We start from the raw sequence: 22,985 nt of genomic DNA on the forward strand, positions 1-22,985 counted from the left end.
TGTTACAGGCTGTAGTCCTGACTGATTTCATCATCGCCCTGAGTCAGATCAAACTCAATCTGCTTTCCGTCAGCAGTCAGCTGCAAGACTTTTTCAGGCACGCCCTGGTCGCTCAGCTGCAGCAGGCCGATGCCCGCGCTATTGACCAGTCGCTGCCCCGCGGACGCACCCAGTGGTTTATGGTGAGTTACCTTCATCTGCCGTCTTTTGGTCAGCCAGTTTAGTGGTGACCAGGAGGCATAGAGCCAGCGGTTGCTGCGGTCCAGCAGTTTCAACAGCCGGTCAGGAAACTGGTTTTTCAGCCCGCTGCTGGTGATTTGCCAGATGGACGGGCTCTGTTCGCGACAGCGCAAAGCGACCTGAAATACAAAGCTGTAATGCACATCGCCGGACAAAATCACAAAGTTTTGTGGCGTTTTCGGGTGGCGGAACAGGTTCAGCAGCGCATGCGCAGATCCGGGATGTGCCATCCAGCTTTCGGCATCCACCAACAGGGGTTTGCCAAAGGCGGTAAAGAGGTGCTGAATGGTTTCAATCAGTTTGACGCCAAATACCGGGGCAGGCGATACCAGCAAGACTGCACTGTGGCCACGCAATTGCTGCTGCAGATCAGTAATGCTTTCCCAGTCCATCAGGCCTGATGGTTGATCCGGAGACACCTCTGAACGCCAGCGCTGGGTTCGGGTGTCCAATACGATCAGTGGCGGTTCGGTCGGCCATTGATACCGCCACTGATTAAATTTCAGCAGCGCGTTAATGCACTCATCATGCGCCAGGCTGCCTGGAACGGTCGCCGCTTGCTGGCACAGCGTCAGCAGGGGCTGATGTTGCTCCGGGGCATTGCCCCAGCCCTGGAACAGGCAATAGCCCAACAAGGCGTTGCCAATAATGCGGCGGGAAAACGGATGTTGGTACGCCGTCTGCTCCCACTCTGCTGTCAGGTTCCAGTCGTCGGAAATGTCGTGATCATCAAAGATCATCGCTACAGGTAAATGGGCAAGCAGCCGCTGCACCTGACCCAGGCCAGAGGCGAAAGTTTGGATGGTCTGCTGCTGTTTCTGCAGTTTGGCGTGCTGGGCTGCTGGCATGTGCTCAATCAGTTCTGCTGGCAACGCCTTAGTCAGTAATCCCCAACACTGCGGCGACCAGACCAGCAGGTACATGCAGCAAACTTCGGCAAAAGAAATTAAATGATTATGTGCATTGTCGCTGGTAAAAACGGGTTTCCGTACCCCTTTAAACAGCTGTTGCAGCACTTGTTGGCCAGCTTTGGTGTCGGGCAGCAATTGTTCACGCTGGCCATAATAAGGCCGTTGCTGATGCAGTTCGACCGAGTTTTGAATATCGGCCTCTGGTAAGTGTTCGTTGGCAAAACCGAGTTTGTTGGCAAGCTGATGAATGGCATACAACATTGGGGTTGCGACATCATCGGCATAGATCTGATCGCCGCTGAGCATCAGCAAAGACGGCCAGTCATGCTCACTGCATTGCTGCAGAAACTGATCGGCGCGCACCAGGCCGTCCGGACCGGCAAAATGTGGCTTGCGGCAAGAGCCATGCAGTAGCTGCCGTACTTTTGGCTCGAGCCGGAAAAAAGGCAACTGCTGGCCTGGGTAACAGAGCGCACTGGCCCACTCGTTGCAATTCTGCCAGCGCTCTGCACTCTGGGGTTTCAGTTGCAGATCGTAACTGATCTGTTGTTGCACCGGCAGTGCCTGCAGCAATGGCAAATCAATCATCTGCAGGTAAAGCGCCTCTGCCAGTTGCAACTGCTGGGTCGCTTCAGCCAGCTGACTGGCGCTGAACGCCAGTTGGAAACTGCTATCCGCCGGGCGGCTTAGCTGCAAACGGGCATCTATTGCCGTGGAGGTCGCCAGCCAAAATACCAGACGCTCTGGAGTGGCCAAACGCAAAATTGGGCCGGCCAGAACCAATGGCAACGAGTCAGATGTCAAAAGTCAGATCCCCAAGTCAAAGTGACGTTTGGCTTCATCCTATCGCAGTTTTCCTAAATCTTCACTGAATTGAACCACTTGGCTAGGGTAAACCAGCTATGCTGTGCATTCTGCAACTCGGAGGCATGTCGTATGATAAAAACCGCAGTGATAGGTTTTGGTCTATCAGCCAAGGTATTCCATCTGCCATTTTTAACCGCACAAGCGGGTTATCAACTGGTGGCGCTGTCTAGCTCTCAGTCAGATGCTCAGAATTTCAAATCGGGCCTCACGGTCTATCCGGAAGCGCAGCAGCTGATCAGCCAAACGGACGCCCAGCTGGTGGTGATTACCTCGCCCAACCAAAGCCATTATTTATTGGCCAAAGCCGCGCTGTTGGCGGGCAAACATCTGGTGGTGGAAAAACCTTTTACGCTGCGTCAATATGAAGCTGAAGAACTGGCAGATCTCGCGGCACAAAAAAATTTACAGCTCTGTGCCTTTCACAACCGCCGTTTTGATGATGATTTTCTGGCGCTGCAACAGCAGATCCAACAAGGCTGTCTGGGCCAGGTGCGGCTGATGCAGTCGCGTTACGACAGATTCAGGCCAGAGGTACAGCAGCGCTGGCGCGAAACTGCCGATTTTGGCAGTGGCATTTTATTCGATTTAGGGCCGCATCTGATTGATCAGGCTTTGCTGCTGTTTGGTGAGCCGGAAGCATTGACGGCCCGTTGCCGCGTGCTGCGGGATTCGGGCAAGAATACCGATTATTTTCAGCTGCAGCTGCACTATGCCGATAAAGAAGTCTGCTTAAGTTCGTCACCTTTTGCCGCCGCCACGCCGCTGCGTTTTGAGGTGCAGGGTAGCCAGGCGACTTTTCGTAGCTATGGACTGGACCCGCAGGAAGAGATTTTACGTTTTGGCCAGGGTAGGACAGACCCGCGCTGGGCGGTGCGGCAGCAGCAACGCCAGGCTGAACTTAGTGATGCCGGAGGTACCCGGCCGCTGCCGCTTGGCAAAGGCCATTACAGCTGTTTTTACCAGCAGTTGGCGTTGGCGCTGCATGGGCAGGCACCGCTGCCAGTGACAGTGCAGGAGGCATTGCACTCAGTGAAAGCCATCGAATTGGCACTGCAAAGTGCTGACACTGGCAAAACCCTGAACTGGTAAGGTGCGCCTGCGGGGTCCTGTTGCGCAGCCTGTAAAAACAAAGCTGCGGTTCAGGCGGAGCAGAAAAAGAAGCTGCGCTCGATCATCAGAGACTGCAGGTTTAACCCGGACAACAGGAGGTGAAAAGTGGAGCTTACTCAAACGGTCAGACAAGTGGCACTCGTTACATGTGGCTTGATGTTGTTGCCTGTGCTTGGTATGCAGTTGAGCACTGAAGTGAATTGGGGGCCAGCAGATTTCTTTGTGGCGGCTGTGTTGCTGTTTTCTGCTGGCTTGATTTACCGGTTGGTGGCAGCTCAGTTGCCTGGCAAAGCACAGCGTACCCTGCTCGCTGTGCTTGTAGTAACGCTGCTGGCGCTGATCTGGGCTGAATTGGCGGTCGGGTTGTTCAGTTAATCAATTTGTCGCGTTGTTGCCACGGAGAATATTGTGCACCCGGATAAAGTTTCTCGCAGCCGCTTGCAGCAGTTGACCGATCTGCCGAATATTGGCCCGGCCAGCGCGGCCGATTTGCGGCTGCTTGGCATCACGCAGCCAGATGAATTACGCAGTCGTGACCCTTATCAGATGTACCAGCAGCTGTGCGAGCTGACCGGGCAACGGCACGACCCTTGTGTCATTGATGTGTTTATTTCGGTGACCCGCTTTATGCAAGGGGAAGATGCCAAAGCATGGTGGTGTTATACCGATGAGCGTAAACAGTATCTGCAGGAGCCTGCCCAGTGATTAAACGATTACTTGATAAACTGGTGTTTGGCGCGGCACTGTTGCTGTCGTTGCAACTGCCGCTGCTGGCTGAGCACTATCATCAGTACCTGGCTGGTTTTTATCAGGCGACTCAATTGCAGGTTGATGGGTATAGCGCCACCGCCAAAGCCCATCAGTTTGCCGATTTAGACGCAATGATCGCGCAGCATCTGCAAAATCCGGAACCCAGTGTGCGGGATGACGCCAGACAAAAGCAGGCTACCGTCGATTTGCTGCAAGAGCTTCAGGCTGGCATTTACACCTTTGAGCAAGGCTATTTGCCGGAAAAACTCTGGTTTATGCTGCAGCCCAAGCGGTTGTCTCAGCTACAGGATGTGGTAAAAAATTTCACCCCAGGCATTCCATTAACCGGCGAAGCGCTGCTGTTTGCCGTGCTGTGCGCCTTGCTGCTGAACCTGCTGCTGATGTGGCCCTTTTATGCCTTTGGCCGGCAAAAGACGATAAAACAACATGAAGTCAGGTCTTGAACAAAATGGGGTCAGGTCTTGTATTTTGCGTTTCAATGCAAAATACAAGACCTGACCCCAAATTGCAGCTGTTGGATTAGTACTTGGCGGCCTGATCCGGTTTGACCAGGGTGGCTTTGATAAAGTCACGTAAGTCCTGGTTCGACTGTTTTAAGTCGTCGTGGCGCAGGTACATCATATGGCCGCTACGGTAGCCTTTGAAGCTTAAACGGTCTTTCATTTTGCCACTTGGGTCGAGCTGCCACATGCTGTATTTCGCATCGAAATAGTTGGTGGCACCGTCGTAATAACCGGACTGGATCATCACGTTCAGGTAGGGGTTGGCGGCCATAGCCAGACGCAGGTTTTCGCCCGTGTTGTCATTGCTGTTATCCCATGGATGCACCGGGCCAAACATATTGTATTTAACGTCGGTTTTGTAATTCAGCTCAGTACGCAGGTAATGGTTCATCGCTGGAGTGAAAGAGTGCAGCCAGGACGTCAGCTCAGCGTTGTAATCCGGTCTGTCGCCGCTTTCTTTGCGGTCAATCCCAATGTAGCGGGAATCCAACCGGCCTACCGTTTTGCCTTCGTCTCGCAATAAATCTTTCCAGAAGAACGCCGGTTCGATATCCAGATTGTTCTGCAGCACAGATTTCAGCGATAAGCCCGAATAATGCGCTACTTTTTCTGCCACCGCCTGCTTCTCTGCCGGGTCAATAAATGCACCTTTGGCCAGCGCTGGCAGGTAGTTATTCAAGGTGTACTCTTCTACTTCGGCCAGTACCTCCATCAGGTCTTTTTGTTGCAGCTCCTGCGGCAGCTTTTTATGGTGCCAGGCGGTTGCAGCGAAATAAGGCAGACGGTTAGCTACATCAACCGGGCCTTCGCGTTTAATGCCGATCTCGGTCGGAGACACCAGCACCACGCCATTAAGGTACATCCACTGCTGGTTTTGCAGCGCCAGTGCCAGGCCTGAGACCCGGGTGGTGCCATAGCTTTCGCCAATCAGGTACTTAGGTGACGGCCAGCGGTCATAACGGCTGACAAAGGTGTTCAGCCAGTCGGCCAGGTACTTGATGTCGGAGTTGGTGCCAAAGAACATTTTTTGCTGGGCATCTTTGCCTGGCAGTTTGCCATCTTTACCTGGCAGCACCCGCGAATAGGCGGTGTTGACCGGGTTCACAAACACGATGTCAGCGGTGTCCAGCACTGAGTATGGGTTCTCTTTGACGCCATAAGGCTGCAATGGGTAGCCTTCACTGTCGATATTGATGGCCTGCGGGCCTGTGTAAGCAATTTGCATCCAGACCGAGGCTGAGCCCGGACCGCCGTTAAAGGAAATCAGTAAAGGCCGGCTGTTACGGTCTTTTACGCCCTGACGTTCGTAATAGGTATAAAACACGCTGGCAATAGCGTTGCCTTCGTCATCCCAAACCGGCTGGGTGCCGGTGTAAGCTTTATAGCTGAAGGATTCTCCCAGCACTTTGGTGTCGTGATTGGTCACGACTACAGAGTCTACGTCAATCTGACGGCTATGCAGCGCGTCAGCCGGAGCATCTTTAGCCAGCGCCGGGCCTGGTTGCAGGCTGACTAAAATGGCCAGGCTAAGGCTGGCCAGATTCAGGGTGGTTTTTTTCATTGTTAGTCCCATGTTTTTATATGCATAAAAAGGTTGTGCTGGCGTTAAGGGCGAAACACCGCCCTAGGTTTGTAACGTAGCTAAGGTCAAAGCACCAGTGTGCTGCGACCAAAAGCCTGCTTTCAGCGGCTGGGTAGGCTGCGGTTGAGCTCTGCCAGCCAGGCCCAGACTTGTTGCTGCTGCGCCAGCGGAAATTCGTGTTTGGCTTCTGTCCACAGCTCAGTACGCAGCTGCTGTGACGCCCCAGCCTGTTGCCAGGCCAACTGCAGCTGCTTATAGCCTGCCAGCACTGCATCAGACGGCATCAGTGGGTCCTGGCCGCCGTTTAACAGGTACAGTGGTTTTGGCGCTGCCAGGCTGACTAAATCGGCAATATCCAGTTGGCTGTTCAGCCCTGGATGCAGAAAATAAAACGACGACTGGCCTTTGGCCAGATTACTGCCGCTATAAAGCAGCGCCGGCCAGCTGTTAAACCAGCAGGCGGCAACAGCAGCGTTCACCTCGTCGGACAAGGCTGCGACCTGCCAGGCGCGAAATGCACCCATCGAAAACCCCAAGCTTACCAGCGGCAAGCGGTCGCTTTGCAGCTGCTGGCGTAAAAAACCGGCCAGCTGCATATCTTCATAAGCAGCAAGGCCCGCCAGCGAATGACCAGAAGCCAGTAAATTTGACGCCAGTTGCTGTTGCTGGTCATAGCTGATGGGGCCGCGGCTGGAGAACCCAGGACTGTCAGCCGCCAGTACCAGATAGCCCTGACGTGCCAGCTCGTCGCCAATAAAGACGCCTGAGAAGTATTTGTCGACCCATGGCTGCGCCAATGCCAGTTGCGCTTTGTCGGTCGGGTGTATGTATTTTTCTTTGCCAAGGCTAAAAAAGGCGCCGTGATCATGCAGCAATAGCACAGCACCTATCGGCTTGACCGGACGTAAAATAATGGCCTGGCTTTGGGTTTGGTGGGTCAATTGCAATTGCCAGTATTCAAGCTGGTAGCTGTCGCGCTGTTCCTTGTGCTGCAACTTCCCGCTGGCTGCAGCTTCATCCGGCCAGAGTAGAGCTGCGCGATAGCGCTGTTTTTGCTGGTGCTGCCATGCGCTGAAGTCTTGCTTCGGCTGCCAGGAGGCGGTTGCCTGAACGGCTGGCAGCGGCAAGGTCGGATCGGCCAGCGGCTGAGCTGGGGTTGGCTGATTAAGCGCCAACTGCAGGAGCAGGGCAGAGAACAACATGGGCAACACTCGGCGAATCAACAGGGCTTCTACTCTAGCCAGCTGGCTGCAGGGGGACAAGAAAAAATGCCTGTTTGAAACAGCAGTATTTCAGGAGATAGGGCTGCACGGCGCTGTTGACTTTGTTATGCTCGTTGCGATTTATTCACACTTCACTTACTAAAATCCGGGGAACAGGATCGATGAAATACGCAGTAAGCGCCGTGGCACTGGCATTATTAACCGCCTGCGGCCAACCTCAAGACACAACCAAGAGCACCGACACCGTGACAGCAGCCGAAACGAAGGCTCACCCTTTTACCTACCCACTGACGCAAAAAGGTGAGGTGGTGGACAGTTACTTCGACACTCAGGTGGCTGACCCTTACCGTTGGCTGGAAGATGACCGCAGCGCAGAAACCGGCGCCTGGGTAAAAGAGCAAAACAAAGTCACTTTTGCTTATCTGGACCAGATTGGTTACCGCGACCAGATCAAACAGCGTTTAGAAACCCTGTGGAACTATGAAAAAGTAGGGGCGCCGTTTAAAGAAGGCGATTACAGCTACTTCTTTAAAAACGATGGCTTACAAAATCAGTCTGTGTTGTACCGCAAAAAAGGCGACGGCGAAGCTGAACTCTTTTTAGACCCGAACACCTTCTCCGCTGACGGCACGACGTCACTGGCTGATGTGTCTTTCTCCAAAGACGGCAAGGTGCTGGCCTATTCGATTTCTGAAGGCGGCAGCGACTGGCGCAAAATTATTATTATCGACACCGAAAGCAAAAAAGAGCTGGAAACTCAGCTGGTGGACGTGAAGTTCAGCGGCGTGAGCTGGAAAGGTAATGAAGGTTTCTTCTACTCCAGCTACGACAAACCTGAAGGCTCTGAGCTGTCAGCTAAAACCGACCAGCACAAGCTGTATTACCACAAACTGGGCACGGCACAAAAAGATGACCAGCTGGTGTACGGCGGCGTGGAAGCTGAAAAACACCGTTATGTCGGTGGCGGTGTAACCGACGACGGCAAGTACCTGATTGTGTCTGCGGCAAACGCTACGTCAGGCAACAAAGTCTTTATCAAAGATTTAACGGCGCCAGACAGTGCTTTTGTCACAGTCTATGCCGAAGGTAGTGCAGATTTTGAGTTCGTCGACAGCCGTGGCGATGAGCTGTATTTCGTCACTAACCTCAATGCCGCCAATAAAAAGCTGGTGAAAATCAACGCGAAAGACGTGGCACAAGACAAGTGGACGGACGTTATTGCGGAAACTGCCAACGTGCTGGATGTAAACAAAGGTGCTGGTTTCCTGTTTGCCCACTATATGGTGGACGCCATTTCTCAGGTGAAACAATACGACTACGACGGCAAGCTGGTGCGTGACGTGACGCTGCCAGGCGTCGGCACCGTTTCTGGCTTTGGTGGTAAAACCAAAGATGAGCAGGTGTATTTCAGCTTCACTAACTACAACACCGCAGCCACCACTTTTGCCTTTGAACCAAAAGCCGGTGAAAGCACTGTGTATTACAAACCGGCAGTCAAGTTTAACAGCGACGACTACGAGTCGAAGCAGGTGTTCTACACCAGTAAAGACGGCACCAAGGTGCCGATGATCATTACCCATAAAAAAGGTGTGCAGCTGGACGGCAACAACCCGACGCTGCTTTACGGCTACGGTGGTTTTAACGTCAGCCTGACGCCAGCCTTTAGTGTGGCCAACCTGGTGTGGATGGAATTAGGCGGCGTGTATGCGGTGCCTAACCTGCGTGGTGGCGGTGAATACGGTAAAGCCTGGCACGACGCTGGTATTCAGCAGAAAAAGCAAAACGTCTTTGATGACTTTATTGCGGCCGGTGAATACCTGATTGCCCAGAAATACACCTCCAGTGACAAGCTGGCCATTCGTGGTGGGTCCAACGGTGGCCTGCTGGTAGGCGCGGTGATGACTCAACGCCCTGACTTAATGAAAGTCGCCATTCCGCAAGTGGGTGTACTGGATATGTTGCGTTACCACACCTTTACCGCCGGTGCAGGCTGGGCTTATGACTACGGTACCTCTGAGCAAAGCAAAGAGATGTTCGACTACATCAAAGGCTACTCACCAGTTCACAATGTGAAGCAAGGCGTTGCCTACCCAGCCACTCTGGTCACCACGGGCGACCACGATGACCGCGTGGTACCGGCGCACTCCTTTAAGTTTGCCGCTGAGCTGCAAGCCAAAGCCGGTGGTAGCAACCCGCAACTGATCCGCATTGAAACCAATGCTGGTCACGGGGCAGGTGTACCTGTGTCAAAACAAATTGAACTGGCCGCCGATATCATAGGTTTCAGCCTGTTTAATATGGGTGTAAAAGAGCTGCCAAAGCAGTAATACACTAACGCAAGTCTGAGCATGTGAAAAGCAGCCGCAAGGCTGCTTTTTTGCTTGGGGTCAGGTCTTGAATTTTGTGTCGGGGTCAGGTCTTGAATTTTGCATTGAAACGCAAAATTCAAGACCTGACCCCGAAACACAAAGCCTGACCCCAAATTGCCCCTATGCTAATGAGCAGCGGCGACGCCGTCCCGTCTGGAATCAGAGCCTGCCACATAGCCTTTTTCCAGCTTCATCACGCCTTGCCCGCCACCAAAGAGTAAGCCTCTGCTATTGCCAAGGAAGATACTTTGCGCAGTGGACATCAGCGGGTTTTGTGGTGCATGCCCCATGGAATACAGTTGTTCCACTGTCGCTTCGGCGATCCCAGGTTCAAAACTGACGTTGTTCTCTTCCCAGTGGCGAAAGCGCGGTGCGTCGATGGCTTGCTGTACATCCATGCCGAACAGCAGCATATTCAGCAGCACCTGCACATGGGCCTGCGGTTGTTGCGGGCCGCCAACTACGCCATAACTGAGCCAGGGCTGTTGGTTGCCCTTCGCATCGGTTTTGGTGACAAAACCGGGGATAATGGTGTGAAAGGGGCGTCGGCCCGGCGCCACTGAGTTGGCTCGGCCCGGTTGCATCGACAGGCCAACACCGCGGTTTTGCAGCGCAAAACCAGTACCGGGCACCACGATGCCTGAACCAAAAGTACCAGCCAGGCTGTTGATAAAAGACACCATATTGCCATCTTTGTCAGCCACGCTCAGGTAGGTGGTTTCACTGGTGGTCAACGACGTTTCCGGATCGGCCCGCTGCATCGCGGTATCGGGGTTGATCTGCTGGCGACGTTTGGCGATGACGGCATCAGACAACAGCTGCTCAGGAGCGACCTGCATAAAGTCCGGGTCACCAACAAAATGCTCTAAATCGGCATAAGCCAGTTTTTTCGCTTCGATCAAATGGTGCAGGTAAGCAGCCGAATTGTGTTGCATGGCCGCCAGATCATAGGGCTCCAGTAGTTTTAGCATTTCCAGTGCGGCGATGCCCTGACCATTGGGTGGCAGCTCCCATAGCCTATAGTCTTTGAAAGAGACAGATAACGGCTCGACCCATTGGGCCTGATAGCGGGCAAAGTCGGCTGCGGTTAAGAAACCGCCGAGCTGCTGCACTCTGCCGGCAATCTTGTCGCCAAGCTCGCCGCCATATAAAACTTCTGGGCCCTGAGCCGCAATTAATTTGAGCGTGTTGGCGTAATCTGGGTTGCTAAACCATTCACCCACTTTAGGGGCCCGGCCGTCACCGACCAGAAAAGTCGCTTTTGCGCCTGGATCCCAACTCAGCTTGCTTTCAAACAAGGCCCATTCGTTCGCTGTTACCTCGGAAACCGGGAAGCCTTGCTCTGCCAGCGCGATGGCAGGGGCCAATGCTTCGGCCAGTGTCAGAGTGCCGTGTTTTTCCAGTAGCATGGCCCAGCCAGACAAGGCACCTGGTAGGGTGATGGAGTGTGGCCCTTCATCTGGCACTTTACCGCGGTCGCCAATCCGCTCCATCGTCATGAGTTCTCCAGCGTAGCCGCTGCCGTTAATGCCAATCAGCCGCTGCTCTTTTTCTGACCAGAGCAGGGAAAACATGTCGCCGCCAATGCCGGTCATATAGGGTTCGACCACACTCAGTACTGCAGCCGCTGTGACGGCCGCATCAACGGCATTGCCCCCCCGCTGCAACACAGCAAGGCCTGCCTGACTGGCCAGTGGCTGGCTGGTGGTGACCACCCCGTTCGGGGCATAGACGGCATTGGCCTGGAACGGCGCATAGTCGGAACCCTTGGCGTTTTGATAGGACCAGCCCACCACAATGGCGGTTAAGGCTGCAAGTACAAGCAGGCCGAAGGCCCACAGCATAAAACGTTTGAATCCTTGCATTTTCGGTGTTTTCTCCCTGTTGAACTGGCCGCTAAATTTTTAGCCAGTTTTGATAACCCAATGAAATTTATCAGGTATAGTAACTCAGCCTTGGCGGGTTTTATTGAACGAAATTGCGCTGGCTTCAATGAAGCTGAGTGGGCCGGTTTCCAGGGTGTACTCTATCCACAACAGGATCTGATCAGGAGTCGTGTGCCGATGGCGAAAGACCAGAGTTGGGTCAAAAGAGGCGCTGGTGCGGTTGAGCGTATTGAAGCCAGCTTTAGCGGCCTGGCCTATGCGCCGCATAGCCATGACAGTTACACCTTCGCACTGACCACAGGCGGAGTCCAAAGCTTCCATTATCGGGGCGAACTACGTCATTCGCTGCCTGGCGAAGTGGTGATCCTGCATCCCGATGAGGTGCACGATGGGCAGGCCGGCACGGAAAGTCCTTTTAGTTACCGGGCAATTTCGGTTGATCCTATGGATGTACAAGCTGTGCTGCAGGGCTGTAGCCTGCTTTTTTACCTGGTGGGGTCAGCCGGGATACGGAATTGATTCAGATTGCCAACCGGCTGTTAGCTGAGCTGCATCGTCCATTACAGAGGATGGAGCATCAGGATCTGGTGTTCTCGTTTGCCAGTTGCCTGCAGCGCCTCAGCCACACCAGAGTTCAGCATACTCGGGCCAATTATCAGGCGATGAAGCGGGTGCGGGAGTTTCTGGATGATATGCTGAGGCTGGATTGCAATTTATCGTTCGAGCTTACGTTGGATGAGCTGGCCGCTGTCGCTCAGTACAGCAAATGGCAGGTGACAAGGGATTTTCGCGCTTTGTACGGCACCACCCCTTATCGCTATATCACGCTAAAACGACTACAAAAAGCTAAATCCATGATTGAACAGGGTTTGCCATTGGCACAAGCCGCATTTGACAGTGGCTTTGCTGATCAGAGCCATTTGAGTCGCCATTTTAAAAACTGTTTTGGCACTACCCCTAAGCTATGGGCCAGATTAGTTCAGGCTGCTGGCTTTGCTTCGCCAGCAGCGCATGCGACGCAAAGCCCTGGAGCCAGTTAAATCCTGTTAAGACGCCAGCATGCGTAACAAGGCAGCCCAGCTGTCTTTGTCGGCCTGCTCGTTGTATTCAAAAGGCATGTGAAAGGCTTTACCTTTTTCTGTTGCATCCGGCACGGTAAAGCTGTGCTTCACGCCAGGGTAGACCCGAAAATCCAGATCGGCGCCGGCTCCTAACATTTCGCTGATAAAGCTGGTGGCTTGTTCGGCGGGGACAAATGGATCGGCACCACCGTGCGCCACCAGAATTTTTGCTTTGAGCGTAGCGGCATCGGCCTTGTGGTGTTTCGAGGTCAACATGCCATGAAAGCTGGCGACGCCGGCCAGTGCTTTGCCCATCCGGGCCTGATTCAGCACTACACCACCACCAAAGCAGTAACCCATGGCATAAATCCGGCTCGCATCTACGCCAGGGGCTGCTTTTAGTAACGCCATGGCGGCATCAAAGCGGGCATTGACCTTTTCTGGTTCTTTCATCGCCGCTTCCATAAATGCCATTGCATTGTCCGGGTGGTCCGCCACTTTGCCTGTGCCGTACATATCCACTGCGATGCTGGTGTAACCGAGTTCAGCCAGCATTTTGGCTCTGCTGCGGGCGTAGTCATTAAAGCCCCACCATTCGTGGATCACCAGCACAGCGGCGCCTTGGTTTTTCACTGCGTCATTGCGGTAAATAATGGCGCTGCCCAGCTGGTTGGGCAGCTGCACGGCCTGCTCTGTGACCGCTGCCAGGCTGTTGTTGCCCAGCATTAATAAAGCAACGCAACCTAGTGTTAAAAGCCATTTCATGCATCATTCTCCGGTTAGTGGTGGTTCCCGCAGCTAAGCCTAGTGCAGGAAAAAGCGACTGTCTGCCACTAAATGGAGTGATTCTGCTTGTTGGGGTCAGGTCTTGAATTTTGCATTGAAACGCAAAATTCAAGACCTGACCCCAAAGGAGACCTGACCCCAAAGAAGAAAACAAAAAGCCCCGCGGTTTGCACCAGCGGGGCTTTTTTAGCTGAGGGCTAGAAGGAATTAACCTTTAGCAGCGGCAGCTTTTTTCTCTTTTTCTTTCGCGATTACAGCGTCAGCCACGTTAGACGGGCACGGCGCATAGTGATCGAATTCCATAGAGAACTGGCCACGGCCAGACGTCATAGTACGCAGAGTAGAGATGTAACCGAACATCTCTGACAGTGGTACTGTCGCCTTGATACGTACGCCAGTTGCGCCAGATTCCTGACCAGAGATCATGCCGCGACGACGGTTTAAGTCACCGATCACGTCACCTACGTGGTCTTCTGGTGTGAAGACGTCAACTTTCATGATTGGTTCCAGCAATTGAGCGCCGGCTTTAGGCATAGATTGACGGAACGCACCTTTGGCAGCGATTTCGAACGCGATGGCTGACGAGTCAACAGCGTGGAAACCACCGTCAAATACTTCAACTTCAACGTCCAGCACCGGGAAACCAGCCAGAGTACCAGTCGACATCATCGACTCGAAGCCTTTTTCAATAGCAGGCATGAATTCTTTTGGAACGCTACCGCCCACGATAGAAGAAATGAACTTGAAGCCTGAGTTTGGCTCGCCCGGACGAATGCGGTAGTCGATTTTACCGTATTGACCTGAACCACCAGACTGCTTCTTGTGCGTGTAGCTGTCTTCCACTTCACGGGTAATAGTTTCGCGGTAAGCCACCTGTGGTTGACCTACAATCAGCTCTACGCCGTAAGTACGCTTCAGGATGTCTACTTTGATATCCAGGTGCAGTTCGCCCATACCTTTCAGAATGGTTTCGCCAGAATCCTGGTCAGTTTCAACGCGGAACGTCGGGTCTTCAGCCACCATCTTACCGATAGCTACAGACATCTTCTCCATGCCACCTTTATCTTTTGGCGTGACAGAGATAGAAATTACCGGCTCTGGGAAAACCATTGGTTCCAGCGTACATGGGGTTTTCGGATCACACAGAGTGTGACCAGTCTGAGTATTGTTTTTCAGACCTACCAGCGCGATGATGTCACCGGCCTGAGCTGTGGTCAGGTCGGTACGGTCGTTGGCGTGCATTTCAACCATACGGCCGATACGTTCTGTTTTACCGGTGTACGAGTTCAGAACTGTGTCGCCTTTGTTCAGAACACCTGAGTAAATACGGATAAAGGTCAGGGCGCCGAAACGGTCGTCCATGATTTTGAACGCCAGAGCGCGGAACGGCTCGTCAGCAGAAACGATAGCGAATTCGCCGGTTTCATTCCCTTCTTCATCGGTCAGTGGCTGTGGGTTTACTTCTGTTGGAGCTGGCAAGTAATCAACAACGCCATCCAGAACTAACTGCATACCTTTGTTTTTAAAGGCTGAACCACAGAAAGTTGGGAAGAAAGCCAGGTCGCGGGTACCTTTACGGATACAGGCTTTGATCTGTTCAATCGTTGGCATTTCGCCTTCCATGTACGCCATCAGCAGCTCGTCGTCTTGCTCTACAGCAGTTTCGATCAGCTGTTCGCGGTACATAGCAACGTCTTCTACCATGTCAGCCGGGATATCTGTGACTGTGTAGTTTTCTGGCAGGCCAGAATCGTCCCACACGTAAGCTTTTTCAGTCAGCAGGTCTACCACGCCTTTGAAGGTATCTTCACGACCGATTGGCAGAACCATGATCAATGGGTTTGCACCCAGAACTTTCTTCACCTGCTCGGTAACGCGGATAAAATCAGCGCCGATACGGTCCAGTTTGTTCACGAAGATCAGACGCGAAACTTGTGCGTCGTTCGCATAACGCCAGTTAGTTTCTGATTGAGGTTCAACACCACCAGAACCACAGAATACGCCGATACCGCCGTCCAGAACTTTCAGTGAACGATAAACTTCAACGGTGAAGTCAACGTGTCCTGGGGTGTCGATCACGTTGAAACGGTGACCTTTCCAGTAACAGCTGACTGCGGCTGACTGAATAGTAATACCACGCTCAGCTTCCTGTTCCATGAAGTCAGTGGTCGATTCACCTTCGTGAACTTCGCCCAGCTTGTGGATTTTACCTGTCAGTTTCAGGATCCGCTCGGTGGTTGTGGTTTTGCCGGCATCAACGTGAGCGAAGATACCAATGTTTCTATATAAAGATAAATCTGCTGACATAGTCATCTCGATTAAGCTAAGGGTTAGAAAATAGGGCGACAATATACAGGATTTTATTTTATTTTGCGCTAAAAAAAACAGCGAAAACGAAAGCCCCTGTAGAACAGCGAACTTGGTTTGGGCTTTGCCTGCAAAAAACACACTGTTGCCGGGCTTTGTCTGCGCTTTCAGAGCATTAAAGATGTCTGAGCGTCTTGGTTGCTACTTGTTGCACCTGCTCACGCAGTTGCTGCAGCAGTGGGCTTTCGGTTTGCCAGTGATGCCAGTAAAGCGGCACATCAAGGTAGAGCTGTGGGCTTAAATCGACCAGCCGCCCTTCGGCAAACTCTTGTTGCATTTGTAGCTCAGGCAGTAAGCCATAGCCTAACCCTGCCAGACAGGCCTTTAAGAAGCCTTCAGACGAAGGGCAATAATGAATATGTTGTGGCAATTCGCCGCAGTACTGGCGCAGGTAGAGGTGTTGCAGCTGGTCATCTTCGTTAAAGACCAGGCAAGGCAATGAGGCCAGCTGAGCCGGTGAGGCGCTGTCCAGCTGATAACGCCGAATAAAAGCCGGGCTGGCGACGGCGCGGTAACGCAATGCCCCCAAAGCCACCACAGCACCGCCGTTGACCGCTTCCGGGCTGGCACAAATGCAGGCCATCACGTCGCCTTGTTTCATCCGGTTCAGCCCAACCGACTGGTCTTCCACCACTAAATCAAAGCGAACCCCCGGGTGGTCTGGCAGTAGTAAGGCTTCTGTGACCCAGGTGGCCAGGCTGTCTGCATTCATCGCCAGCCGGATGCTTTGTTTTTCGTCAGCTGAACTTAAACCCAATGCGGCCTCCATTTGCCGGACTTGCTGGTAATGGTGCAGTAGCCGCTGGCCAGCCAAGGTCGCTTTGGGTGGTGTGGTGCGCTGTAGCACCATCTGGCCCAGTTGAGCCTCCAGCTGCTTAATACGGCGACTGACGGCTGATTGCGTTAAATAAAGTGATTGCGCCGCTTTTTCAAAACCACCTTGGGTCAGGACGGCATCCAGCGCCTGCACCAGTCGATAATCAAGCATGATTAAAACTCATGATATAGGAATATTATTCGTTGGAATCATGATAGCAGGTTGAGCTAGCCTGCTGATCATCAAACGAAAGAAGTGGATTTAGTATGGGATCGTTGGGAATTGGCTTTGGTGTCGGTCTTGGTCTGATTGTGGCCATCGGGGCGCAGAATATCTGGGTACTGAGCCAGAGTATGGCGGGGGCAAACCGGCTGGTGATCGCCGCCGTGTGCATTTTGTGTGATGCGCTGCTGATTGTGCTGGGCATTTCCAGCATAGCGCTGGTGCAGCAGTGGTTGCCGCCTTTGGTACCTGTGCTGACCTGGGCTGGTGTGGCGTTATTACTTTACCTGGCTTTTGGTGCGGCCAAGCGGGCCTGGCAAGGGCAGGGACGGCTGCAGGCTGAGCAAATTCAGCCCGACCCCTGGCAAAAAACCATGGCGACCGCTTTTGCTATTACCTTGCTGAATCCGCATGTGTATCTGGATACTGTGGTGCTGATTGGCAGCGTCGGCAATCAGCAGCAATCGCCTTTTTGGTTTGGGGTCGGCGCTGTGCTGGCGTCTGTGGTCTGGTTCTGCAGCTTGACCGGCTTTGCTCCTAAACTGAACGTGCTACTCAACTCACCGCAGCGCTGGCGCTGCTTTGATGGAGTGATTGCGCTGGTGATGACAGCCATAGCGCTGCGGCTCGTGTTGAATTAAAGGCGCACACCTGCCGGGTGTCGCGGCAGGGTTTTATTTGGCCTTGCTGCTCTTGTGCTGTGCAGCGGTATCGGGTTTGATAGCCCAAAGCTAAACAAGGAGAACAAGATGGCTGATTTTCGCAGTGATACCGTGACCCAGCCCTGCAGCGCGATGCGTCAGGCGATGGCGCAGGCACAAGTGGGGGATGATGTCTTTGCCGATGACCCGACGGTAAACCAGCTGCAGCAATTCGCCGCAGCTCAGTTGGGCTTTGAAGCGGCGCTGTTTGCGCCGAGCGGCACCCAAACCAATTTAATTGCGATGATGACGCATTGCCAGCGCGGTGACGAAGCCATCGTTGGTCAGTACTGGCACACTTACCGCTGGGAAGGCGGTGGTATGGCGGTGCTGGGCTCTATTCAGCCACAGCCGCTGGAACAAAACCCGGACGGCACCATTCCATTAGCCGCTATTCGCGCTGCAGTAAAACCAGACGACCCGCATTTTGCCCGCACCAAGCTGGTGGTGATGGAAAACACCACAGGCGGTAAGGTATTACCGCTGGCCTATATGCAGGACGTTGCGGCCTTATGCAAAGAGCTGGGCTTAAAGGCCCATATTGACGGCGCCCGGCTGATGAATGCGGCCGCTGCTGTCGCTGCCGAGCAAGGCATAGATGTGTGGCAGGCCGCCCGAGCTTTAACTGCAGGTTATGACTCGGTGTCTTTGTGTTTGTCCAAAGGCTTAGGGGCACCTGTTGGCTCTCTATTACTGGGCAGCCATGCGTTTATTCAGCAAGCCCGCCGGGTGCGAAAAATGCTCGGCGGTGGTATGCGTCAGGCAGGGGTCATTGCGGCGGCGGGGCTTTGTGCCTTGCAGCACAATGTAGACCGACTGGCTGACGATCATCGTCATGCCGCTGAGCTGGCGGCCGGTATCGCTGCTGTGGTGGCAGAGCATCCCAAACTCGCCGGCAAAGTGCTGGTGCATCAGGCTCATACCAATATTCTGTTTACCGATATTGAGCTGTCGGTGGCCGACGCCTTGCTGGCCCATCTGACTGCGCAAGGCATCCGGTACACTTCGTCCAGCTACGCCAGCAGTGAAGGCCAGTACAAACGACTGCGCTGGGTGACCCACCTAGATATTCAGCCGGCACATCTGCAACAGGCGCTGAATGCACTGCGTAGTTTTTAACACCAAAAAAAGGCGGGCTTGCGTGTTGAGGCCCGCCTTTTGTTCCAGTCACTGCATTAGCTGATCTGAATGGTTTTATACACCAAAATTGAGCCGTCACTGTTTTGCTGATAGTCAAACAGGTAATCCTGGTAGTTGCTGCCAAACACTGTGTCTTTACCACTGCTTAGCGTCGTATCCTGAATGCCGTGGTTTTTGTATTCGGCATGGGTGGTACAAATATCTTCGGTCAGGCTGTCTGGGAAACAAAACTGCGAAATGACCTGGTCGTTGTTGTTATTGCGTACCCGGAAATGAATATGGATAGTGCGGCTGGAGTACCAACCAGGGAAGCAGCTTTTAAAATTCACCCGGCCACTGCTGTCGGTCACCTGGTACCCACGGAACCATTTGGATTTCAGCGCATCAGCGTCGTTGCCGGTACAAAAGCTGCTGGAGAAACGGCGGCTGTCCGAGCTGCCTGTGGTGTCGCCTGAATAAATGCCTTCGACGTCACAGTGCCAGACTTCCACTTCCAGGCCCGATACCGGGTTACAGCTGCTGTCGATCACCCGCAGGCACAACTGCATCGGCAAGCCGACTTGCTCTTCTGAAATATCATCCAGCGCGTCGGCGGCAAAAAAGCACGGCCCTTCGGTCATGGCTTTGGTCAGTGCCACAGCACAGGCTGCGCTGGTTGCGAAAATGCTGTCATCCGGAAAGCTGGCGGTCATCGAGGCGGTACCGCCGGTCGCCCAGCTGGTGCTGCTGCCGGTGCCCCCCGTACTGCCTGTTCCACCTGTACTGTCAGTGCTGTCGCCTGAGGAGCCGGTGTCTGCAACTTCATTGTTGTCCGACCCACCGCCACAGGCGACCAGGCCAATCAAAGGCACTGTGGCCAGGCCTATCCCAAGGTGTTTTAAAAAGCGCCGTCTGGCTTGTTGTTCTGTGTTGTGCTGGCTCATGGTTGACTCCAAGTTTTAGTCATTTCTAATGCTCAGAATGCAGCATAAACCCAGAGTTCAGCGGCCAAACCTAACTTTACTTTTTTTGACTCAAACAGGCTAAAAGCTACAGAAAATAAGGCGGTTGGGCTGGTTTGGCCGACGGTCAGCAGTTAAGGTAAGGTCACTATCAACAGCCTGCACAGACAGGTCAGGGAGCATTATGAAACGAATCCATTTAAACCAGTTGGCCGCATTAATGGCGTTCAGCCTGAGTCTGCCGGCAATGGCGGCGTTACCTTATTACCGCAGCCCGGCAATTGAAGGCAATCAGCTGGTGTTTACTGCTGAGGGCGATCTGTGGGTCAGTACCCTGGAGGCTGGCATTGCCAGCCGGCTGACCACCCACCCGGCGGAAGAGAATCAGGCCTTGTTTAGTCCGGATGGTCAGCAGGTGCTGTATGTGGCGGCCTATGACGGCAGTATGGATATTTACCAGCTGTCCCGCAGTGGCGGTCAGCCGAAACGCCTGACTGCGCTCAATGGCAAAGTGAAGCTGCATGGGTTTAGCCCGGACGGCGAGCTGCTGTACAGCACAGATGCCAACACCGGTCCGGTCAATACCTGGCAGCTGCGCTTGCTGAATTTAGCCTCGGGCCAAAGCCGGACCTTACCACTGCAGGATGCGGTCGAAGGGGTGATCGACCCGCAGGGACAGTACCTTTATTTTATTCGCTACGGTCTGCAACTGACCGGTGATAACGCCCGTCAATACCAGGGCGGCGCCCGCGGTCAGCTCTGGCGCTGGAAACTCAATTCGACCGAAGAAGCGCAGCGTTTGCTGGCAGAGCATCAGGGCTCGTTACGTAATCCGGTCTGGAGGCAAGGGGAGCTGGTGCTGATCAGTGATGCGTCCGGTATGCCCAACCTCTGGCGTTATCAGCCGGCAACAGGGCAATTCAGTGCGCTGACCCAGCATCAGGACTACGCGGTGCGCTCGGTGCGAGCTTCCGCTGACCAGCTGATTTATCAACAAGGGGCCGATATGCACCTGCTCGATAGCAGTGGCCACGACAAGTTAATTAGCCCGGCACTGCTGTCTGATTCACCTGCTCAGCGCGAGCGCCTGCTGAGCGAGCCATTAAAATACCTGACCGATCAGGCTGTCAGCTTTAAAGCAGAAAAGCTGGTGCTGACAGTGCGCGGCAAAGTGGAGGTCTTGTCACGCGCACCCAAACGTACAGTGGAGTTGCCATTGCCTGAAACCGCGCGCGCCCGCAGTGCGGTGCTCAGTCCAAATGGTCAGTGGGTTTATCTGCTGTCGGACCAGAGCGGGGAGTTACAAATCTGGCGTTATGCGGCGGATGGTTCTGACCAAGGTAAACAAATGACGGATGGCAAAGCTGGCTTTCGCTGGCAACTGAGTCTGTCGCCTGACGGCCGTTACCTGGCGCACGACGACAAAGCCGGGCGTTTATTTATTCTGGACACCCAAAACGGCAATAACCACGAAGTTTACCAGCAGGGCTTTGGCCTATCGCCTTACACAGCGCTGGTATGGCAACCCGATTCTTCTGCACTGGCCTTTGTCACCGAAACTGACGGGATTGGCCGGGCTCAGCTGGGCCTGTATTCACTGCGAGAGAAGAAAACCCGTTTGCTGACCAGTGCCGATTACAACTCGTACAGCCCGGCGTTTAGCCCGGACAATCAATGGCTGTACTTTTTGTCTGAGCGGCAATTACAGGCCAAACCTGGCGCCCCTTGGGGCGACCGCAATATGGGGCCGGCATTTGACAAGCGCGCTTTGGTATTTGCCTATGCACTCAGTACCGAGCCGCAGTTTCCGTTTGACGCCGGATCTGAACTGACCAAAGCGCTGGAGGGTGACCCTAAACCATTAGCCTTGTCTCAGCTCGGGCAAAACCTGTGGCAGGTGCCGGTGGTGGCAGGTAATTACCAGAAATTACAGGTTGCTGAAAAGCATTTGTATCTGCTGTCTGCTGCTGATGCGCCCGGCCAGGCCGGTGCTGTACATAGCCTGAGTATTGAGCCGGACAACAAAGCGCTGAAAGGTTATGCCAGCTCGGTACGGGATATCCAGGTGGCTGCTGATGGCAAAAACGTCGCACTTTGGTACCAGATGGGTCCTGCCAGCCACCGATTTTTCCTGGGCGCTGCCACGGCAAAAGCGCCGGACGGCGAGACAGCAGAACCTTGGGCGTCTGATAAATTGGTGCTGAAGCTAAAACCAAAAGCAGAGTGGCAGCAAATGTACCAGGACGCCTGGCTGATGCACCGCGAGTTTTTATTTGACCCGGCCATGCGTGGTAAAGACTGGACCGCCATGAAGCAACATTATTTGCCTTTGCTGGACCGGGTACGTGACAGGTTTGAACTGGACGATGTGCTGGCTCAGCTGATTGGTGAATTGTCGGTGCTTCATTCTCAGGTGCGCGGCGGTGATTACGCCAAAGCGCAGGAGCAAAGCCAGGCTGCCAGTTTAGGTGGCCAGTGGCGCGAAACCGACAAAGGGCTGGTGCTGCAGACGCTGTACCTGACGGATGCTGATTTACCCTGGTTACAGAGCCCGTTGGCTAAGGGAATAGATCCACTGCATAACGGTGATCTATTGTTGGCAGTCAACCATCAACAGGTGCGGACTCAGGTCGAATTGCAGCAACAGCTGCTGCAACAGCAAGGCCAGCAGGTATTACTGAGCCTGCAGCGCGACGGCAAAAACTGGCAAAAAGTGGTGGTGCCACAAAGCCCGGAACAAGAGCAGACCTGGCGTTACCAACACTGGGTCAACCAGAACAAAGCCCTGGTGGCGAAGCAAAGTCAGGGGCGTTTTGGTTACCTGCATCTGTATGCCATGGGCTCGAACGATTTAGCGCAATTTGCCCGCGATTTCTACGCACAGATGGACAAGGAAGGTTTGGTGATTGATGTACGCCGCAACAGAGGCGGCAATATCGACAGTTGGGTGATTGAGAAACTGTTGCGGCGGGTCTGGGCATTCTGGCAGCCACAGCAAGGCAAAGCCTATACCAATATGCAGCAGACTTTCCGAGGCCGGTTGGTGGTGCTGACTGATCCTTTGACCTACTCAGATGGCGAAACTTTTGCGGCCGGGGTCAAAGCGCTTGGGTTAGGACCTGTGATCGGTCAGCAAACCTCAGGGGCAGGCGTCTGGTTGTCTGGCCGTAATTTGCTGACAGACTTTGGTGTGGCGCGGGTTGCAGAGACCGCCCAGTTTGATGCGGCGGGGCGCTGGATCATTGAAGGCCGTGGCGTTAGCCCGGATATTCATGTGGAAAACCTGCCTTTTGCCAGTTTTGCTGGTCAGGATGCCCAGCTAAGCAGAGCGATTCAGGAGCTGAACACTCAGCTTGAACAAGCGCCGGTTCCGGCATTAAATGCAGAACCGCTGCACCCAGGGATGGCCGCAGACGCGCAGAGATTAAGGTAGTCGGCACGAGAGGTATTCAGTTTGCGCTCAGTTTGGCTTTGCTAGTCTCGGGCTA

General features: G+C 53.8%; 18 protein-coding genes. 10 read left to right on the forward strand and 8 right to left on the reverse strand.

Annotation, left to right across the window (positions count from 1 at the left end):
• Positions 1-2: 2 nt before the first annotated feature.
• Entirely contained in the window at positions 3-1,955 is a 1,953-nt protein-coding gene (locus tag ACFO3I_RS12750; protein ID WP_377334387.1) for an alkaline phosphatase D family protein, read from the reverse strand.
• Positions 1,956-2,087: 132 nt separating this feature from the next.
• Here ACFO3I_RS12750 and ACFO3I_RS12755 point away from each other — a divergent pair, with 132 nt between their 5' ends.
• The 4 genes from ACFO3I_RS12755 (at position 2,088) to ACFO3I_RS12770 (ending at position 4,342) form a co-directional block, all read left to right on the forward strand.
• Complete coding sequence (locus tag ACFO3I_RS12755) at positions 2,088-3,107, forward strand: Gfo/Idh/MocA family oxidoreductase (protein WP_377334389.1); 1,020 nt, start codon at positions 2,088-2,090, stop codon at positions 3,105-3,107.
• 126 nt (positions 3,108-3,233) lie between these two features.
• Positions 3,234-3,503, forward strand: a complete 270-nt coding sequence (locus ACFO3I_RS12760) for a hypothetical protein (RefSeq protein ID WP_377334391.1) — start codon at positions 3,234-3,236, stop codon at positions 3,501-3,503.
• Between the two features lie 33 nt (positions 3,504-3,536).
• Positions 3,537-3,833: a helix-hairpin-helix domain-containing protein gene (locus tag ACFO3I_RS12765; protein WP_377334393.1), complete on the forward strand. Its 297-nt coding sequence runs from the start codon at positions 3,537-3,539 to the stop codon at positions 3,831-3,833.
• On the forward strand, positions 3,830-4,342 hold the full coding sequence (locus ACFO3I_RS12770; protein WP_377334395.1) for a DUF2937 family protein: 513 nt from the start codon (positions 3,830-3,832) through the stop codon (positions 4,340-4,342). Before ACFO3I_RS12765 ends, ACFO3I_RS12770 begins: the two co-directional genes overlap by 4 nt.
• 76 nt (positions 4,343-4,418) lie before the next feature.
• Here the strand turns inward: ACFO3I_RS12770 and ACFO3I_RS12775 are convergent, their stop codons facing one another.
• The gene (locus ACFO3I_RS12775) at positions 4,419-5,963 is read right to left on the reverse strand and encodes a S10 family peptidase (protein ID WP_377334397.1); all 1,545 of its coding nucleotides are present in this window, start codon (positions 5,961-5,963) and stop codon (positions 4,419-4,421) included.
• Between the two features lie 122 nt (positions 5,964-6,085).
• Positions 6,086-7,186: a dienelactone hydrolase family protein gene (locus ACFO3I_RS12780; protein ID WP_377334399.1), complete on the reverse strand. Its 1,101-nt coding sequence runs from the start codon at positions 7,184-7,186 to the stop codon at positions 6,086-6,088.
• 182 nt (positions 7,187-7,368) lie between these two features.
• Between ACFO3I_RS12780 and ACFO3I_RS12785 the strand changes: the two genes are divergently transcribed.
• On the forward strand, positions 7,369-9,534 hold the full coding sequence (locus tag ACFO3I_RS12785; protein ID WP_377334401.1) for a prolyl oligopeptidase family serine peptidase: 2,166 nt from the start codon (positions 7,369-7,371) through the stop codon (positions 9,532-9,534).
• Positions 9,535-9,701: 167 nt separating this feature from the next.
• On the opposite strand, the gene ggt is transcribed toward ACFO3I_RS12785, so the two are convergent.
• Positions 9,702-11,441: a gamma-glutamyltransferase gene (ggt, locus tag ACFO3I_RS12790; RefSeq protein WP_377334403.1), complete on the reverse strand. Its 1,740-nt coding sequence runs from the start codon at positions 11,439-11,441 to the stop codon at positions 9,702-9,704.
• Positions 11,442-11,501: 60 nt separating this feature from the next.
• On the opposite strand from ggt, the gene ACFO3I_RS12795 reads away from it, so the two are divergent.
• On the forward strand, positions 11,502-11,981 hold the full coding sequence (locus tag ACFO3I_RS12795; protein WP_377334405.1) for an AraC family ligand binding domain-containing protein: 480 nt from the start codon (positions 11,502-11,504) through the stop codon (positions 11,979-11,981).
• On the forward strand, positions 11,978-12,502 hold the full coding sequence (locus ACFO3I_RS12800; protein WP_377334407.1) for a helix-turn-helix domain-containing protein: 525 nt from the start codon (positions 11,978-11,980) through the stop codon (positions 12,500-12,502). The genes ACFO3I_RS12795 and ACFO3I_RS12800 overlap by 4 nt, the downstream gene beginning before the upstream one ends.
• 6 nt (positions 12,503-12,508) lie before the next feature.
• Here the strand turns inward: ACFO3I_RS12800 and ACFO3I_RS12805 are convergent, their stop codons facing one another.
• The 3 genes from ACFO3I_RS12805 to ACFO3I_RS12815 all read right to left on the reverse strand — a co-directional run bounded on the left by ACFO3I_RS12805 (position 12,509) and on the right by ACFO3I_RS12815 (position 16,664).
• On the reverse strand, positions 12,509-13,288 hold the full coding sequence (locus tag ACFO3I_RS12805) for a dienelactone hydrolase family protein (protein ID WP_377334409.1): 780 nt from the start codon (positions 13,286-13,288) through the stop codon (positions 12,509-12,511).
• A 228-nt stretch (positions 13,289-13,516) separates the two neighbouring features.
• On the reverse strand, positions 13,517-15,622 hold the full coding sequence (gene fusA / locus ACFO3I_RS12810; protein ID WP_377334412.1) for an elongation factor G: 2,106 nt from the start codon (positions 15,620-15,622) through the stop codon (positions 13,517-13,519).
• A 169-nt stretch (positions 15,623-15,791) separates the two neighbouring features.
• A complete protein-coding gene (locus tag ACFO3I_RS12815) occupies positions 15,792-16,664 on the reverse strand; it encodes a LysR family transcriptional regulator ArgP (RefSeq protein ID WP_377334414.1) in 873 nt (290 codons plus the stop codon).
• A 95-nt stretch (positions 16,665-16,759) separates the two neighbouring features.
• On the opposite strand from ACFO3I_RS12815, the gene ACFO3I_RS12820 reads away from it, so the two are divergent.
• Complete coding sequence (locus ACFO3I_RS12820) at positions 16,760-17,356, forward strand: LysE/ArgO family amino acid transporter (protein ID WP_377334416.1); 597 nt, start codon at positions 16,760-16,762, stop codon at positions 17,354-17,356.
• Between the two features lie 108 nt (positions 17,357-17,464).
• Positions 17,465-18,535 carry a low-specificity L-threonine aldolase gene (gene ltaE / locus ACFO3I_RS12825; protein WP_377334418.1) on the forward strand — a complete coding sequence of 357 codons (1,071 nt, stop codon included), beginning with the start codon at positions 17,465-17,467 and terminating at the stop codon, positions 18,533-18,535.
• 56 nt (positions 18,536-18,591) lie between these two features.
• On the opposite strand, the gene ACFO3I_RS12830 is transcribed toward ltaE, so the two are convergent.
• Positions 18,592-19,479 carry a dioxygenase family protein gene (locus ACFO3I_RS12830; RefSeq protein WP_377334420.1) on the reverse strand — a complete coding sequence of 296 codons (888 nt, stop codon included), beginning with the start codon at positions 19,477-19,479 and terminating at the stop codon, positions 18,592-18,594.
• Between the two features lie 202 nt (positions 19,480-19,681).
• Here ACFO3I_RS12830 and ACFO3I_RS12835 point away from each other — a divergent pair, with 202 nt between their 5' ends.
• Entirely contained in the window at positions 19,682-22,930 is a 3,249-nt protein-coding gene (locus ACFO3I_RS12835; RefSeq protein WP_377334422.1) for a S41 family peptidase, read from the forward strand.
• The last annotated feature ends 55 nt before the right edge of the window (positions 22,931-22,985 follow it).

The sequence above is a fragment of the Rheinheimera marina genome (assembly GCF_042654345.1).
GTDB classification, from domain to species: Bacteria; Pseudomonadota; Gammaproteobacteria; order Enterobacterales; family Alteromonadaceae; genus Pararheinheimera; species Pararheinheimera marina.

Excerpts from the sequence above, each read along its gene's own strand:
- fusA (WP_377334412.1), bottom strand. The coding sequence starts at position 15,622 with ATGACTATGTCAGCAGATTTATCTTTATATAGAAACATTGGTATCTTC.
- ACFO3I_RS12835 (WP_377334422.1), top strand. The coding sequence starts at position 19,682 with ATGAAACGAATCCATTTAAACCAGTTGGCCGCATTAATGGCGTTCAGC.
- ACFO3I_RS12795 (WP_377334405.1), top strand. The coding sequence starts at position 11,502 with ATGAAATTTATCAGGTATAGTAACTCAGCCTTGGCGGGTTTTATTGAA.
- ggt (WP_377334403.1), bottom strand. The coding sequence starts at position 11,441 with ATGCAAGGATTCAAACGTTTTATGCTGTGGGCCTTCGGCCTGCTTGTA.
- ACFO3I_RS12805 (WP_377334409.1), bottom strand. The coding sequence starts at position 13,288 with ATGAAATGGCTTTTAACACTAGGTTGCGTTGCTTTATTAATGCTGGGC.
- ACFO3I_RS12755 (WP_377334389.1), top strand. The coding sequence starts at position 2,088 with ATGATAAAAACCGCAGTGATAGGTTTTGGTCTATCAGCCAAGGTATTC.
- ltaE (WP_377334418.1), top strand. The coding sequence starts at position 17,465 with ATGGCTGATTTTCGCAGTGATACCGTGACCCAGCCCTGCAGCGCGATG.
- ACFO3I_RS12780 (WP_377334399.1), bottom strand. The coding sequence starts at position 7,186 with ATGTTGTTCTCTGCCCTGCTCCTGCAGTTGGCGCTTAATCAGCCAACC.
- ACFO3I_RS12830 (WP_377334420.1), bottom strand. The coding sequence starts at position 19,479 with ATGAGCCAGCACAACACAGAACAACAAGCCAGACGGCGCTTTTTAAAA.
- ACFO3I_RS12815 (WP_377334414.1), bottom strand. The coding sequence starts at position 16,664 with ATGCTTGATTATCGACTGGTGCAGGCGCTGGATGCCGTCCTGACCCAA.
- ACFO3I_RS12820 (WP_377334416.1), top strand. The coding sequence starts at position 16,760 with ATGGGATCGTTGGGAATTGGCTTTGGTGTCGGTCTTGGTCTGATTGTG.
- ACFO3I_RS12775 (WP_377334397.1), bottom strand. The coding sequence starts at position 5,963 with ATGAAAAAAACCACCCTGAATCTGGCCAGCCTTAGCCTGGCCATTTTA.
- ACFO3I_RS12785 (WP_377334401.1), top strand. The coding sequence starts at position 7,369 with ATGAAATACGCAGTAAGCGCCGTGGCACTGGCATTATTAACCGCCTGC.